13 protein-coding genes are annotated in these 15,095 nt (G+C 65.1%); 3 read left to right on the plus strand and 10 right to left on the minus strand.

Translation table 11 applies throughout. The annotated features are described in order from the left end of the window. Positions 1–14 precede the first annotated feature (14 nt). The 4 genes from AC1D75_RS18320 to AC1D75_RS18335 all read right to left on the minus strand — a co-directional run bounded on the left by AC1D75_RS18320 (position 15) and on the right by AC1D75_RS18335 (position 4,095). On the minus strand, positions 15–1,520 hold the full coding sequence (locus tag AC1D75_RS18320) for an MFS transporter (RefSeq protein WP_495516725.1): 1,506 nt from the start codon (positions 1,518–1,520) through the stop codon (positions 15–17). 74 nt (positions 1,521–1,594) lie between these two features. Beyond that, positions 1,595–2,833 (minus strand): uroporphyrinogen-III C-methyltransferase, encoded by a 1,239-nt coding sequence (gene cobA, locus AC1D75_RS18325; protein WP_495516726.1) that lies wholly within the window; start codon positions 2,831–2,833, stop codon positions 1,595–1,597. A 57-nt stretch (positions 2,834–2,890) separates the two neighbouring features. Further along, positions 2,891–3,139, minus strand: a complete 249-nt coding sequence (locus AC1D75_RS18330) for a hypothetical protein (RefSeq protein ID WP_495516727.1) — start codon at positions 3,137–3,139, stop codon at positions 2,891–2,893. Next, positions 3,136–4,095: an acyl-ACP desaturase gene (locus tag AC1D75_RS18335; RefSeq protein ID WP_495516728.1), complete on the minus strand. Its 960-nt coding sequence runs from the start codon at positions 4,093–4,095 to the stop codon at positions 3,136–3,138. Before AC1D75_RS18335 ends, AC1D75_RS18330 begins: the two co-directional genes overlap by 4 nt. A 100-nt stretch (positions 4,096–4,195) precedes the next feature. On the opposite strand from AC1D75_RS18335, the gene AC1D75_RS18340 reads away from it, so the two are divergent. Next, positions 4,196–4,858: a response regulator transcription factor gene (locus AC1D75_RS18340; protein ID WP_495516729.1), complete on the plus strand. Its 663-nt coding sequence runs from the start codon at positions 4,196–4,198 to the stop codon at positions 4,856–4,858. A gap of 5 nt (positions 4,859–4,863) precedes the next feature. Here the strand turns inward: AC1D75_RS18340 and AC1D75_RS18345 are convergent, their stop codons facing one another. From AC1D75_RS18345 to mqo, 6 genes are read right to left on the minus strand one after another with little or no spacing between them, the layout of a single operon-like run. Beyond that, positions 4,864–6,483, minus strand: coding sequence for a GAF domain-containing sensor histidine kinase (locus tag AC1D75_RS18345; RefSeq protein WP_495516730.1), 1,620 nt, complete (start codon positions 6,481–6,483; stop codon positions 4,864–4,866). 30 nt (positions 6,484–6,513) lie between these two features. Continuing rightward, positions 6,514–7,929, minus strand: a complete 1,416-nt coding sequence (locus AC1D75_RS18350) for a cobyrinic acid a,c-diamide synthase CobB (protein ID WP_495516731.1) — start codon at positions 7,927–7,929, stop codon at positions 6,514–6,516. Next, complete coding sequence (gene cobO / locus AC1D75_RS18355; protein WP_495516732.1) at positions 7,923–8,537, minus strand: cob(I)yrinic acid a,c-diamide adenosyltransferase; 615 nt, start codon at positions 8,535–8,537, stop codon at positions 7,923–7,925. Before cobO ends, AC1D75_RS18350 begins: the two co-directional genes overlap by 7 nt. 47 nt (positions 8,538–8,584) lie before the next feature. After that, on the minus strand, positions 8,585–10,459 hold the full coding sequence (locus AC1D75_RS18360) for a VWA domain-containing protein (RefSeq protein WP_495516733.1): 1,875 nt from the start codon (positions 10,457–10,459) through the stop codon (positions 8,585–8,587). A 13-nt stretch (positions 10,460–10,472) separates the two neighbouring features. Further along, entirely contained in the window at positions 10,473–10,928 is a 456-nt protein-coding gene (locus AC1D75_RS18365) for a GNAT family N-acetyltransferase (protein ID WP_495516734.1), read from the minus strand. A gap of 12 nt (positions 10,929–10,940) precedes the next feature. Further along, the gene (gene mqo / locus AC1D75_RS18370) at positions 10,941–12,425 is read right to left on the minus strand and encodes a malate dehydrogenase (quinone) (protein ID WP_495516926.1); all 1,485 of its coding nucleotides are present in this window, start codon (positions 12,423–12,425) and stop codon (positions 10,941–10,943) included. Positions 12,426–12,632: 207 nt separating this feature from the next. Here mqo and AC1D75_RS18375 point away from each other — a divergent pair, with 207 nt between their 5' ends. Further along, positions 12,633–13,649: an alpha/beta hydrolase gene (locus AC1D75_RS18375; RefSeq protein ID WP_495516735.1), complete on the plus strand. Its 1,017-nt coding sequence runs from the start codon at positions 12,633–12,635 to the stop codon at positions 13,647–13,649. After that, complete coding sequence (locus tag AC1D75_RS18380) at positions 13,642–15,054, plus strand: mycothione reductase (RefSeq protein WP_495516736.1); 1,413 nt, start codon at positions 13,642–13,644, stop codon at positions 15,052–15,054. The genes AC1D75_RS18375 and AC1D75_RS18380 overlap by 8 nt, the downstream gene beginning before the upstream one ends. Positions 15,055–15,095 lie beyond the last annotated feature (41 nt).

Below are 15,095 nucleotides of genomic sequence, written 5' to 3' on the forward strand. Positions count from 1 at the left end.
CGTTCGACCTGCGCTCAGGCCGACCACTCGTCGGGATCGACCGAGGTGTTGGCGACCTCTTGGGCCGCCTGCCCCTCGGCCACGTCCTCCGGTGTGAAGCGCATGAACAGGACGACGATTCCGGCGGCCACCGCGATCAGCGCGCAGCAGACGAACGCAAGTCCGTAGCCGCTTGCCAACGCATCGAGTTGGCTCGCATCCATCTCGTCGACCGGCCCTGTGGTCCCACCTTCGGAGAGGGTGCGGCTGGTCACCATCGCGCCGACCGCAACCAACGCGACCGCGCCACCGAGGTTCTGTGCCACCTGCGCCAGAGCGGTCAACGGGCCGATCTCGTTGGGGCCGACTCCGGCCACCACCGACAGGGTGAGCGGGATGACCGCCATGCCGACGCCTGCACCGATCACCACGACCGGCACAAAGATGTGAGGGAAGTACGCCGGGGCCTCGCGCGCGATGCTCGCGGCGTACGCGCAGCCGGCAACCACCACCAGACCACCGAAGAGAACCAGCCAGCGTGGCTGGTATCGGAGCGCGAGTTTGGAGGCGATGGCCGCCGCGGTACCGAGCCCGAAGGCAAACGGCACCACTGCCATACCGCTCTGGATCGGCGAATACTTCAGGATTCCCTGCAGGTACAGCGAGATGAACACCGCCATGCACATGATGATGGCGCCGGCCAGCAGGATCGCCACCAGCGCCGCCACCCGGCTGCTGTTGGCGAACAATGAGAACGGCAGGATCGGATTCTCGGCACGGCGCTCGACGAATACGAACGCGACGAGTGAGGCCAGTCCGACGATCAGAGGGATCACCACGACCGGACGCAGCCAGCCGCCCGGCCCTTCGTTCACCGCCAGCACGACCAGCGTGCAGCCCAGCGTCGCCAGGACCGCACCCTTCACATCGAGGGACATCCGCTCGCCCTGCGATTCGCGCAGACACACAACGGCTCCGAGTACGACCAGCAGGCCGATGGGCACATTGATCAGGAACACCAGGCGCCATGAGAGCTCGGTGAGCACTCCGCCTGCGATCAACCCGGCAACCGATCCGATGCCGGTCATCGCCGCATACACGGCAAATGCCTGGTTACGTGGCTTGCCGGGCGCAAACGTGGTCGCCACCAGCGCCATCGCGGTCGGTGCGGCCACCGCCGCCGACGCACCTTGCAGGGCGCGTCCGATGATCAGGCTGATCGGATCCCAGGCCAGACCACACAGCAATGAGGTGACCGTGAACGCGGCAACACCGGCGACGAACATACGTTTGCGGCCGAAGGTGTCGCCGAGGCGTCCACCGAGCAACATGAGCCCACCGAAGGCCAGCACGTACGCGGTGATGATCCACGCACCGCCGCTGTCGGACAGACCGAGCGCGTTCTGGATCCTGGGGAGCGCCAGCGCCGCGACCGTGCCATCGAGCACGACCAGCAGCTGCATTCCGCCCAGCACGGCGATCTGCGGGCCCCACACACGGGTCTGGCCGACGTCAGAGGCCACAGCTGGTGATGAGGTCATGGGGATCGAGGCTACCGGTGCCGGACTCCCGCTTCACAATCATGGTTGTAACGATCGCACGGTGGATCTACGTGTCACAGCGCCACATCAAAACCGGCAACCGGGCCGATCACCACGATGGCGGGTGGCCGGACCTGTGCGTTCTTGGCGTCCACCGCGGCCTCGCCGAGCGTCGTCCGGACTACCCGCTGGCTGCTCAGGGTGGCGTTTTCGATGATGGCCACCGGGATTGTCGCCTCCCGGCCGCCGTTCATCAGTGCGTCGGCGAAGATGTCGAGACGTTCGACCGCCATCATCAGGACGATGGTGCCCCGCATCTGTGCCAGTGCCGGCCAGTTGACCAGGGAATCGGGGTGATCGGGCGGGATGTGCCCGGAAACGATCACGACCTCGTGGGTCACGCCCCGGTGGGTCACCGGGATGCCTGCCGCCGATGGTCCGGCGATGGCACTGGTGATCCCGGGGACCACGGTGACCGGGACGCCCGCGGCAACGCACGCCTCGAGTTCTTCGAAGCCGCGCCCGTAGACATACGGATCGCCACCCTTGAAACGGACCACGAACTTTCCGGCCTTGGCGCGCTCGATGAGGACGTCGTTGATGGCCTCCTGCTTCATCGCCCGGCCGTAGGGCACCTTCGCGGCATCGATGATCTCGACGTGCGGTCCCAGTTCGGCCAGCAGGGCCGGTGGCGCGAGCCGGTCGGCGACAACAACGTCGGCGGCGGCAAGCAGACGTCGTCCCCGCACGGTGATCAGATCCGGGTCGCCGGGTCCTCCACCGACCAGCGCCACACCGGCCGGCTGCCGTTCCTGAGCGGCTGCTTCGAGCCCGGCCGCGCCGAGCTCTCCGCCACCGAGCGCCTGACCGATGGCAGTCCGCACGGCAGCGGAGCGACGGTGATCACCAGCTGCCAGGACGCCGACCGTCAGATTGTCGTGACGCAGCGAGGCGGGCGTGACGGCGGTGCCGTGGCGGGCGTCGTCGGCGCGGACGCAGAAGATCCGGCGCTGCTCGGCCTCGGCGACCACGGCGGCATTGACGTCCGGGTCGTCGGTACAGGCCAGGGCGTACCACGCGCCGTCGAGGTCACCGGATTCATAAGGACGGGCGTGCAGGGTGATGCCGGGAAACGACTCCACCGTTGGCGTCGCCTCCGGCGTGATCACGTGGATGTCGGCGCCGCTGTCGGCAAGTGTGCCGAGCCTGCGCTGCACCACCGAGCCGCCGCCGATGATCACCACCCGCCTGCCAACAAGATTCAGCCCGACGAGGTAGTGGTCGTGGCCCATCTCGGGTGTCGATTCGGTCATGCGTAGACCGTACTGTGGGCCGCCGGCGGGAATTGAGTGGACACCGACCACGCAGTGTCAGAGAGGCAGTTCCCCGGTCTCCCGGATCCGGGCCCATACGTCGGCGGAGGGTATCCCCTGCCGATGTGCGGCCGATGCGATCATCCGGGCCAGCATGCGCGAGGCAAGGTATTCGGTTTCGGTACTGTCCGCGGAATCCGCACGGATCTGGTTCCACCAGCTGATGTTCCCGCACTGCGCAGCCTCTGCCATCGCGATCACCGCGTCGAACGGCACCTTCCGTTGTCCGACGTCCTCGATCGTCACGACGCTGCCAGTTCATCGCGAGCGAGCATGCGCATACGCGATCGTTCGAATCGATCGACTTTGCCCTGCAGGTCTTCGAGGAATACGGCCAACTCGTCGCGGGTGCGTTCACCTTCGGGACCGAAATCGGTGCGCTCGAAGATGTTCCATTTGCGCAGGACCGGTTCGACAACCTCGTGCAGATGCTGCGGGAGATCGTAGATCCCGGCCTTGGCGATCAGCACGGCGTTACGCCGGAACCCCGGCATCGAGGCGCCCGGCATCTGGAACATGGACAGGACCAGGGCAATCGCCTTGATGGTCTGGTCGGGAGTCAGGTCGAGCGCGCCGGCAACGATGTTGCGATAGAACAGCATGTGCAGGTTCTCGTCCGCGGCAACCCGCGCGAGCATCCGGTCGGCGATCGGGTCGCCACACGCCTTACCGGTGTTGCGGTGCGACACGCGCGTCGCGAGTTCCTGAAAGGTGACGTAAGCCACCGCAAACAGCATGTCCGAGGACCGGTCTCGATTCCCGTCATCGGCGGGCATCGGGTTGAAACCCTGGGTCATGTGGATCATCCGGGCCTCTTCCAGCGCCACCGGGTCGACACCACGGGTGACGACCAGGTAGTCACGCATGACCACACTGTGCTTGTTCTCTTCCGCGGTCCACCGGCCCACCCAATAACCCCAGGCGTCGTCAAGGGTGAAGTTCTGCGCGATCACCCGGTGATAGGACGGCAGGTTGTCCTCGGTCAGCAGGTTGGTGAACATCGCGGCCTTGGCTGTCTCATCCAACTGGGACTGACTCGGATCCCAGTCGATTCCACCGAGTGCGGCAAAGTTCCGCCCCAGATCCCATGGCACGAAGTCGTGCGGGTGCCACTCCTTCGACATCGCCAGATGCCGGTTGACCTCTCCTTCGCAGACGGGCAACAGCTCGCGCAGCAGATCCGACCCGGACATCGTTTTCATGCGTCCGAGTCTGCCTCCGGACAACCTGTCCGCGCGTGGGTCGAAAGTCCCTGTTCGCCGGGGCGATCGCCTCGTTTTGTGGTGCGGTACTTTGAAATCCATGACGGCGAAAATCAGGGCATTTCTGGTCGATGATCACGAACTGGTACGCCGCGGACTCCGGGACCTCCTCGGCACGGCAGAGGACATCGAAGTGGTCGGTGAGGCCTCAAGTGTCAGTGAGGCATTGGTTGCGATCACCGCCGCGGTACCCGACGTGGCCATCCTCGATGTCCGGCTACCCGACGGCAACGGCGTCGAGTTGTGTCGCGAGATCCGCAGTGCCACACCGTCGGTGCAATGCTTGATGCTCACCTCGTACGCCGACGATGAGGCGTTGCTCGCGGCCGTGATGGCCGGCGCCGCCGGGTTCGTTCTCAAGCAGATCCTGGGGCACAACCTGGTGGCCGCGGTGCGCACGGTCGGCACCGGCGGATCACTGCTCGATGCCGGGAGTACCGCGGCGTTGATGGCCAAGCTGCGGGCCGACGGCAACGGCGTCGATCCACTTGCCGAGTTGACCGGTCAGGAACGTGAGGTCTTTGCGCTCGTCGGAGAAGGGATGACCAACCGTCAGATCGCTGCGAAGATGTTTCTCGCCGAAAAGACCATCAAGAACTACGTGTCCCGGATCCTTGCCAAACTCGATCTGCAGCGGCGCACGCAGGTTGCTGTGATGGCCACCAAACTGAAAGAAAAGAACGAGCGCGGCCGTCAGCCCTAGCGGACCTACAGCGGCACGGTCCAGGTGATGGTGGTCCCGCCGCCTGCAGTGTCGGAGATGGCGAACGTGCCATCGTTCTGCTCGGCCCGTCGCGCGAGATTGTTCAATCCGCTGTGCGCCGCGGTCGCACCGATTCCTGTTCCGTTGTCTGTGATCGAAATACTCAACACTTCGTCCGCGGAGACGAGGACGTCGATTCGATCTGCCTTCGAATGCCGAAGCGCATTGGAAATACCTTCGCGTAGAACAGCTTCGATATGCCCGTCGAGCCGCGACGGGACCAGTGTGTCGACGGGTCCGGCAAAGCGCACCGACGGTGAGATCGGCGCATGGGCCGACAACTCGGTGACGATGTCCAGTGCCCGACGTCGCAGGGTGGCCGAATCCTGGGCGCTCTCCCCCGAGGTGTTGAGGTCGAAGATCGACGTACGAATCTGCTCGACGGTCCGGTCCAGATCGACGATCGCCTGACTGAGCTGACCGTCATCACCGATCCGAGACGAGAACGACTGCAACGACATCCCGATCGCAAACAACCGCTGGATCACGTGATCGTGGAGGTCCCTGGCGATCCGGTGACGATCAGTGAGCATGTGCATCTCACGTGTCACCGCCTGCTGCAGCTCGTAAGCCAGCGCCATCGACGCGATGTCGGCGGTGGCGATCAGACCCGACTCCTCCTCCTCTGCCCAGACGGGACGCTCGGTGTGCGTCAGCATCATCACGCCGAATCGCCCGCCGGCGCGCAACAGCGGCACCATGCTCACCCACGCCGCCCCGCCGCGCACCAACGGTGCCGGGACATCGCTTGCCGAGGCGACCTCGATACCCGAGAACTGACCCAGCTCGAAAGCGCCCACTCGCGGTAATTCACCGGTGTGCGCCAGCACATTGGCCCGATTGTCATCGGTTCCGAGGATGAAAACATCTGTGGCCCCGGCCAAGTCCGCGAGGTCCACGGCCAGCGCGGTGAGCGTGTCCTCCAGCGCGGCCCCCACCAGCGGTCCGGATCCCCGGCGCGCGAGCATCCGCATCCAGCGCTCCCGCGTGCGTGCACTCTCGAACAGCCGGGCGTTGTCGATCGCGACACCGGCCGCCGCCGACAGCACGCGTACCGCCACCTCGTCGGCTTCGTTGAAACCCCCGCCGGTTACTTTCTCGGTGAGGTAAATGCTGCCGAACACCGCGCCGCGGACGATGATCGGCGCCCCGAGGAATGTGGCCATCGGCGGATGGTTGGCCGGGAATCCCACCGCGCTCGGGTGCGCACCCAGCTCGTCGATACGCAGCACCTGCGGATGGTTGATCAGCAGGCCCAGCACACCACGGCCCACCGGTAGATGGCCCATCGTCGCCCGCACCCGAGGTTCGATACCCGTGTGAACAAAAGCCGAGAGCTGTCCGTCATCACCGCGCACACCGAGCGCGCCGTACCGGGCATCGAGTGCATCCACGGCAACGTTGATGATCCGCTGCAGGGTGGCGTCGAGATCCAGGCCGCTGCCGACCGCCAGCACCGCTTCGAGCAGCTCCCGCATGACCACCGGACTGTCGCTGAGCTCGGACATGTCGATCCCGGCCAACAGGCCCGCCGTCAGATCCAGCTCCGCTGATCCACCACTCATCGTCGCTCCCCGGTCATCGTCGCTCCCCGGTCATCGTTGCTCGGCAGGGGCTCGGCGCGCGGCAGCCACCAGACGCGACACCGCCTCTGGATTTCCCGCCGGATGTGTGTGCAGGTAGGACGCGTGAACCTGGGCACCCGGCCGCGCCGACGTCCAGCCTTCCCGCTCGGCCACCCCGTCCCGGCGCCAGCCCCAGGCCGTGGGCACCGAATCATCCACTGCTGTAACCGTCGTGCGATGGAACTCGTGCCCCCGAACCCTCGTGCCCGCGGAGAACAACATGGAATCGGTGATGGCCACCGCATCGCGATAGCCCAAGGTAAGTCTCTTGCCGAACGTGCCCCGTAGCGGCAGCACTCCGGCCATCGCGTGGTTGTCCAGACTCTGCGACAGATACAGCAGGCCTGCGCACTCGGCATGGATCGGGACACCCGAACCGGCCGCCGCACGCAGCGCGGTGAGCAGCGGTCTGTTCGACGCCAACGCGGCGGCATGTTCTTCGGGGAATCCACCTCCGATCACCACTGCCGTACACCCGTCCGGGAGGAGGTCGACCACCGGGTCGAAGGTGACCACATCGGCACCAGCGGCCCGGAGCAGTTCGCTGTGTTCGGCATAGCCGAATGTGAAAGCCGCACCGGCGGCAACCGCGATCACCGGCCGCGGGCCCTGCTGTTCCGGTGTTCTGACCTCATCATCGGCAGACCAGATCGGACCGGAGCGACCTGCCGGTCCGATGTCGGCCGCCGCCACCAGCGCCGGCACATCCACTGCGCCGCCGACCAATTCGGTCATCGCATCGATGGCGGCAATTGCTTCGGGACCGCGTTCGGCGGCCGGGATGAGTCCGAGGTGACGCGAGGGCACCGCCATTTCCGGGTTGCGCGGCACCGCGCCGAAAACCTGAAGTCCGGCGCGGTCGCAGGCCTGCCGCAGTACGTATTCGTGTCGCGGTGATCCCACCCGGTTGAGGATCACGCCACGGATGTCTATGCCCGGGTCGAAGCTGACGAACCCGTGCAGGATCGCCGCCAGGGACTGGCTGTGCCCGGATGCGTCCACGACCAGGACCACCGGTGCCCCCAGGAGGTTGGCCACCTGCGCAGTCGATCCGGGAGCGATCGCCGGCATGTGATCTTCGGTGATCCGACCGTCGAACAGGCCCATCACCCCTTCGATCACCGCGATGTCACATCCGGCCGAACCCGATCGGTACAGCGGACCGATCCGTTCCTCCCCGACCAGAACCGGATCGAGGTTGCGCCCCGGCCGACCGGCGGCGATGCCGTGGTAACCGGGATCGATATAGTCCGGCCCCACCTTGAACGGTGCGACCTGATGGCCTGCCCGCGCCAGAGCACCGATCAAACCCGTTGTGATCGTGGTCTTTCCACTCCCCGATGACGGGGCCGCGATGACCATCGCCGGTGGGGACGAGGTCACCATTCGATGCCCTTTTGACCTTTACGGCCGGCGTCCATCGGATGGCGCACCTTCACCATCTCCGTGACCAGATCGGCGGCCTCGATCAGCGCGGCAGGTGCCCGCCGACCGGTGATCACCACATGTTGCTTACCCTCACGGCTGCCGAGCACGTCGAGGACATCGTCGAGGTCGATCCACCCCCAGTTGATGGGATACGTGAACTCGTCGAGGACGTAGAACTGATGCTCCCCCGCGATGATGCGGCGGCGAATCTCGGCCCAGCCCTGCGCAGCTTGCTCGGCATGGTCGGCATCCCCGCCTGCATGGCGTATCCACGACCAGCCCTCGCCCATCTTGTGCCACTGCACCGGACCGCCCTGCCCGGTGGTGCTGTGCAGTTCTCCGAGCGCGGTGAGCGCGCTCTCCTCGCCGACCTTCCACTTCGCGCTCTTCACGAATTGAAAGACGCCGATGTCCAGACCGGCGTTCCAGGCACGCATGGCCATTCCGAAGGCCGCGGTCGACTTACCCTTGCCATCGCCGGTGTGCACAGCCAGCACCGGCTGATTGCGCCGCGCACGTGTGGTCAGTCCGTCGTCCGGAATAACAGATGGAACACCCTGGGGCACAACATTTCCCTTCTACACCGAACTCGCCGACGACTCATCCGAGTCGCTCATGCCGCCGATCTGACAACCGCGGCGACGCCACCGGCGGTCAGGTCTGCAAGCTGCACACAATCGCCACCCAACTGCCCGGCCAGCGCCCGGGCCAGGCCGAGGCGGACCAGACCCTGTTCACAGTCCACCACGATCGCCGACGTGCCGTCACGACGCAGTCGGTCTGCGGCGGCACCGGCGCGAGCCAGGGCGCCGCTCCCCGAGGTGGCCCGGCCGTCGGTCAGCACAACCATCAGTGGTCGCCGGTTCGGTTCTTTATAAGCATTGCGGCGCACCACGTCTCGAGCTACCAACAGCCCTTCGGCCAGCGGCGTCCGGCCACCGGTCGACACGCCGGTCAGCCTGCGCACCGCGGCGTCCACCGACCGCGTGGGCGGCACGGTGACCTCGGCGCCTGCGCCTCGAAGGGTGACCACCGCGACGCGGTCGCGGCGCTGGTAGGAATCGGTGAGCATCGACACGACCGCACCCGACACGGCATCGAGTCGTTTGCGCGCGGTCATCGAACCCGACAGATCGAGAACGAACACCACGAGATTGCCTTCTTTGCCCCGCCGCTCGGCGTACCGGATGTCCTGCGGCAGCACCTGCAGTGCGCCCTGGCCGCGTTCGATGTGCTCGTCGGCGGCCGCGAGGATCGTGCCCATCAGGTGCACTCCATGGCCGCCATCGCGCACCCCACGGACGGCCTGTCCCCGACTGCTCAGTGAGGGTGACCGTCGCCCTGGTTCGCCGTTGCCGACGCCGGTTGCGCGTAGGGCCTTCACCGCGCCACCACGGCGGTCCGGCGAGAAACCCGGACCCGGTGGTGGTGCGCCACCGCCTCCGGGGTTGTCCGGATCGGGATCGGGTTCACCGGATTCTGGTGGTGCCGAATCCTGGGGCGCCGAATCATCCGGGGCACTGTTGTTCTGGGTATCGGGGTCCTGTGGTGACTGCTGATCGGCCTTCTCGAGGGCGTCGTCGATCTGCTGCTCGGTGAGGCCGGGTTCATCGAACGGATCTCGCCGACGTCGGTGCGGCAAGGCCAATTCGACGGCCCGGCGAACGTCGATGTCCTCGACCTCCACGGCTCCGCGCCACGCCGCATGGGCCCGCGCAGTGCGGGTGACCACGAGATCGCCGCGCAGACCGTCGACCTCGAGCTCCACGCAGGTGGCCGCGATCCGGCGCAGCTGCACAGCCGGTAGAACAACCGATTCAAGTGCAGCCCTGGCCTTTTCGATCGCAGCGGCGATCTCGGCATCGGCGTCGGCATACTCCGCCGCAAATCCCGCGGGATCGGACTCGAACGCCATCCGGCGTTCGATCACCGCAACGCGCAGCGACACCTCACGCGGTGCGGTCACGTCGACGGCCAGCCCGAATCGATCCAGCAGTTGCGGTCGCAGCTCACCCTCTTCAGGGTTCATCGTGCCGACCAGAACGAATCGCGCAGATTGGGTGTGCGACACACCATCTCGTTCGATGACTACCCGGCCGGTCGCGGCCGCGTCGAGCAGCACGTCGACAAGATGGTCGGCGAGGAGATTGACCTCGTCGATGTAGAGGACTCCGCCGTCCGCATGGGCCAGCAGTCCGGGGGTGAAAGCCTTTGCCCCTTCGGCGAGGATCTTCTGCAGATCCAGCGAACCGATCACACGGTCCTCGGTGGCGCCGATCGGTAGTTCGACAACCGTGGCCGCAGAATCCCCGCGTCGGGGCAGCAATGGTCCCAGCGCACGAACCACCGTCGTCTTGGCTGTTCCCTTCTCGCCGCGGATCAGCACCCCACCGATCGACGGTGCGATCGCGGACAGGATCAGAGCAAGCTTGAGCTGCTCTGATCCGACCACCGCGCTGAACGGGAACCGGAGATCCGGTTCCGCCATGGTTGTCACACCGTCAGCGATATCCGCCACGCTTCATCGGTGTATGCGGAACACCGTCGAGCAGGTATTCCTCACCATCGACGACAAAACCGTGCTTGGCATACATGTCGACCAGGTAGGACTGTGCGTGAATATTGCACAGGTCCGATCCGACGTCGGCCAAAGCAGTCTGCAGCAGACGACTGGTGTGACCTTGGCCACGACGCGAACGCTCGGTGCAGAGTCGGCCGATCCGGAACGACTTGCCACCGTCGTGCTCTTCGATCAGGCGCAGCGTGCTGATGATCTCGCCGTCTTCTTCCAGCCACAGGTGCCGGGTGTCGGGATCGAGGTCGCGACCGTCGAGTTCGGCGTACGGACAGGCTTGTTCGACGACGAACACCTCCAGCCGCAACTGGAAAATCTTGTACAGCGTCGGCATGTCGATGTCCTGGGCCCAGCTGCGGTGCAGGCTAGCGGTGGCTGTCATATGGGATACCTATCACACGCCGGCAGGTGCTGCCAGGTGAGCAGATGACTCACCGGTGCCCTGACCGTTGTTGTCGACCAAGTTCAATACTTTCGATGACCAATCCCACACCTGACCGAACAGATCCGGGTTGTCGTTCAGCTTGGTGCCGTATGACGGGATCATCTCGGTGAGCAGTGGCTCCCAGGACTGGAAGTGCTTCGGGAAGCAGCGCTGCAGGACGTCGAGCATGGCCGGGACCGCTGTCGAAGCGCCCGGTGAGGCACCCAGCAGACCCGCGATGCTGCCGTCCTCGGCTGCGATCACCGCAGTACCGAACTCAAGCGCACCGCCGCGACCCTTCTTCCGGATGACCTGCACCCGCTGACCGGCGACGATCATCTCCCAGTCCTCGGCGGCAGCGCGCGGCACGAACTCGGACAGTGTCTCGACGCGGTCCGCGGGCCCGGCGGCAAGTTCACTGATCAGGTACTTCAGCAGACCGAATTCCTTGGGAGCGATCGACAGCATCGGGATCGCGTTGCCCGGCTTGATCGACGCGAGCAGGTCGGTGTTCTTGCCCTCTTTGAGGAACTTCGGCGACCAGCCTGCGTAGGGGCCGAACAGCAGGCCTGCGGTGCCGTTGATCACGCGGGTGTCGAGGTGCGGGACCGACATCGGAGGTGCGCCCACCGCTGCCTTGCCGTACACCTTGGCGCTGTGCTCGGCGATCAACTCTTTGTTGGTGCAGCGGAAGAACGCGCCACTGACCGGGAAGCCACCAAATCCCTTGGCCTCCTTGATGCCTGACTTCTGCAGGAGCTGCAGTGCGCCACCACCGGCACCGACGAACACAAAGCCCGCCTTGACGGTGGACTTCTCCTTGGTGCGCAGGTTCTTGACCTTCAGCCGCCAGCTGCCGTCCGATTCCTTGTTCAGGTTCGTGACGGAATGACCGAAGTTGACCGTGGCACCGGAGCGACCGACAAAGCCGAGCAGTTGCTGGGTCAGCGCGCCGAAGTCGACATCCGTGCCGCCGGTGAACCAGTTGAGCGCCACCGGATCCGAGAAGTCGCGACCGGCCGACATCAGCGGCAGGCGCTTGGTGAACTCGGTGGGGTCGGTGATGTATTCCATCCCCTTGAAGAGGGTCTCCCCGGCAAGATTGTCGTAACGCTTGCGGAGGTAGTCGACGTTCGACTCGCCGTGAACGAAGCTCACATGCGGGATCGGGTTGATGAACTCCTCGGGAGAAGAGAGCACACCCGTCTCGACCGAATTGGCCCAGAACTGCCGAGACACCTGGAATTGTTCGTTGATCGTCAGCGCCTTGGTGATGTCGACATCGCCGTCAGCGGTCTGCGGGGTGTAGTTCAACTCACACAACGCGGAGTGACCTGTGCCCGCGTTATTCCACGGATCACTGCTCTCGGCGGCGGCCGCATCGAGTCGCTCGAAAATGCTGATCGACCATTCCGGCTGCAGACGATGCAACAGCGTCGCCAGCGTGGCACTCATGATTCCGGCGCCTACCAGCGCAATGTCGGTTGTGATCACTCCACCGTCGCGCGGGGTTGCAGACTCAGACACTCCAGCTCAACTTCCTGTTCCAGCCTATCTACGTGTGGCGACCATTGTCTCTCATCAGTCGTGGTGCACTGCAACTGGTCCGCCCTTGCCGCACCACGAAGCCACTGCCCGCGGCGCTGGCTACAGTGGACAACCGTGGCACCTTCCTCCTGGCAGCCCGACGCCCTCGGCACGGACTTCTCGACATTGACCTTCGATCTGGGAACCGATCCCGACGGTGAAGGCGAGATCGTCGCAACCCTGATCCGGCATCGGACGCCAGAGGCGACCACGGCCGCGGTCCTCTATGTCCACGGCTTCACCGACTACTTCTTCCAGCGCGAACTGGCAGAGTTCTTCACCTCGCGCGGATATGCATTCTATGCGTTGGACCTGCGTAAATGTGGCCGTTCCCAGCGCCAGGGACAAACTCCACACCAGATCACCGACCTGGCGGCCTACGACACCGAACTCGACCTGGCCATGGCCCAGATCAACTCCGACACCGACGCTGCGCCCGTGATCGTGGTCGCCCACTCCACCGGAGGCCTCGTCACTCCGCTCTGGCTCGACCGGCGCCGCGCCCGTCGCGACACCGCGGTCGGTAGGCCGGCCGGGCTGATCCTCAACTCCCCCTGGTTCGATCTTCAGGGTGCGCCGATCCTGCGCACCGTCGGAACCACGGTGATCAATTCGGTCGCCCGCGTACGGCCGACGACAGCCATCCCACGCAAGCTCGAGGGCGCCTATGGCCGAAGCCTGCACAACTCGATGCACGGCGAATGGGACTACGACCTGAACTACAAACCGCTGGACGGATATCCGGTGACCTTCGGATTCCTCAGCGCGGTCCGCCACGGCCAGGCCCGCTTACACCAAGGCCTCGACGTCGGCGTCCCGTCATTGGTGTTGCGCTCCGACGCCACCACTCTGGCCGGGCCCGGTCCGGACGGCGTGGTTCCGCACATCGATTCGGCCGACGGCGTCCTCGACACCAGACAGATCACCCGCTGGGCCGGATGCCTCGGTGACCGCATCTGCGTGGTCCCGGTGCCCGGCGCCCGACATGACGTCTTCTTGTCGAAAACGGGCGTACGCGAACTCGCGTATGCCGAGATGGACAACTGGTTGCACAGCAACCAAAAACGAATACGAGGTGGACAGAATGCCTGAACCCACAGTGATCCAGGAACCGACCAGGGTCGACCTGGCGATCATCGGATCGGGTACCGGTAATTCGATTCCCGACGAACGGTTCGAAGATCAGCAGATAGCGATCTTCGAGGAAAGCATCTACGGCGGGACCTGCCTGAACGTCGGCTGCATCCCCACCAAGATGTTCGTCTACGCCGCCGAGGTCGCCGAGACCATCCGCGAGGGTGCACGTGTGGGTGTCACCGGTTCGGTCGACAAGGTCGATTGGCCGGGCATCGTGCACCGCGTCTTCGGGCGCATCGACCCGATCTCCGCAGGTGGCAAGCGCTACCGCGTGGAGGACTGCGACAACATCACGGTCTACTCCAGCCATGTGGAGTTCGACGGTGTCGATACCGACGGACGGTACCGTTTGCGCACTGCCGCAGGCGATCTCGTTCTGGCCACCAAGGTCGTCATCGCTTCGGGTTCGCGGCCGGTGATACCCGATGCCATCACGGACAGCGGCGTGAAGATACACACCAACGACGACATCATGCGACTGCCGGAGGTGCCCGAACATCTCATCATCGTGGGCAGTGGTTACATCGCGGCCGAGTTCGCCCACGTCTTCGGGGCACTGGGTTCGAAGGTGTCGATCATCGCCCGCAGCGGTGCACTGCTGCGGGCCCAGGACCACGACATCTCCGCACGGTTCACCGAGATCGCCACCGAGGCTTGGGATGTGCATCTCAACTCCAAGCTGACCACCCTCGAGCCCACGGAGCGTGGTCTTCGGATGGAACTCGCCGACGGCACCGTCCTGGACGCCGATGCATTGCTCGTCGCTGTCGGCCGCACACCGAACTCGGACAAACTCGGGCTCGAGACCATCGGGGTCGGAGTCGACGACGAAGGCCGGATCCGGCGTGACGCGTTCGGCCGCACCGCAGCTCGAAACGTATGGACACTCGGTGACGTGAGTTCCCCGTACCAGCTCAAGCACGTCGCCAATCACGAAGGCCGTGTAGTGCAGGCAAACCTGTTGCGGGACTGGGATGGAACCGATCTCGATTCCTTCGACAACAGGTTTGTCCCGGGTGCGGTCTTCACCCACCCTCAGATCGCATCGGTTGGAATGACCGAACACGAAGCCGCCGCTGCCGGTCTCGACATCACCGTCAAGGTCCAGGCCTATGGCGACGTGGCATACGGCTGGGCGATGGAAGACACCACCGGGCTGTGCAAAGTGGTCGCGGAGAAGGGCACCGGCCGCATCCTCGGCGGTCACATCATCGGCCCGCAGGCGCCGACGGTGATCCAGCCGCTGATCCAGGCGATGTCCTTCGGCACCGACGCGCACACCCTGGCCCGCGGCCAGTACTGGATCCACCCGGCGATGCCCGAGGTTCTCGAGAACGCACTGCTCGGCCTGGAGATCTAGCCGGGTCCTCGTAACAGAAATCAAATGTCAGACCCCTCAGA

The organism is Williamsia sp. Y712 (assembly GCF_059445525.1).

Coding starts and splice junctions, on each gene's coding strand:
- AC1D75_RS18320 (WP_495516725.1), bottom strand. CDS start 1,520: ATGACCTCATCACCAGCTGTGGCCTCTGACGTCGGCCAGACCCGTGTG.
- cobA (WP_495516726.1), bottom strand. CDS start 2,833: ATGACCGAATCGACACCCGAGATGGGCCACGACCACTACCTCGTCGGG.
- AC1D75_RS18335 (WP_495516728.1), bottom strand. CDS start 4,095: ATGAAAACGATGTCCGGGTCGGATCTGCTGCGCGAGCTGTTGCCCGTC.
- AC1D75_RS18340 (WP_495516729.1), top strand. CDS start 4,196: ATGACGGCGAAAATCAGGGCATTTCTGGTCGATGATCACGAACTGGTA.
- AC1D75_RS18345 (WP_495516730.1), bottom strand. CDS start 6,483: ATGAGTGGTGGATCAGCGGAGCTGGATCTGACGGCGGGCCTGTTGGCC.
- AC1D75_RS18350 (WP_495516731.1), bottom strand. CDS start 7,929: ATGGTGACCTCGTCCCCACCGGCGATGGTCATCGCGGCCCCGTCATCG.
- AC1D75_RS18360 (WP_495516733.1), bottom strand. CDS start 10,459: ATGGCGGAACCGGATCTCCGGTTCCCGTTCAGCGCGGTGGTCGGATCA.
- AC1D75_RS18365 (WP_495516734.1), bottom strand. CDS start 10,928: ATGACAGCCACCGCTAGCCTGCACCGCAGCTGGGCCCAGGACATCGAC.
- mqo (WP_495516926.1), bottom strand. CDS start 12,425: ATGAGTGCCACGCTGGCGACGCTGTTGCATCGTCTGCAGCCGGAATGG.
- AC1D75_RS18380 (WP_495516736.1), top strand. CDS start 13,642: ATGCCTGAACCCACAGTGATCCAGGAACCGACCAGGGTCGACCTGGCG.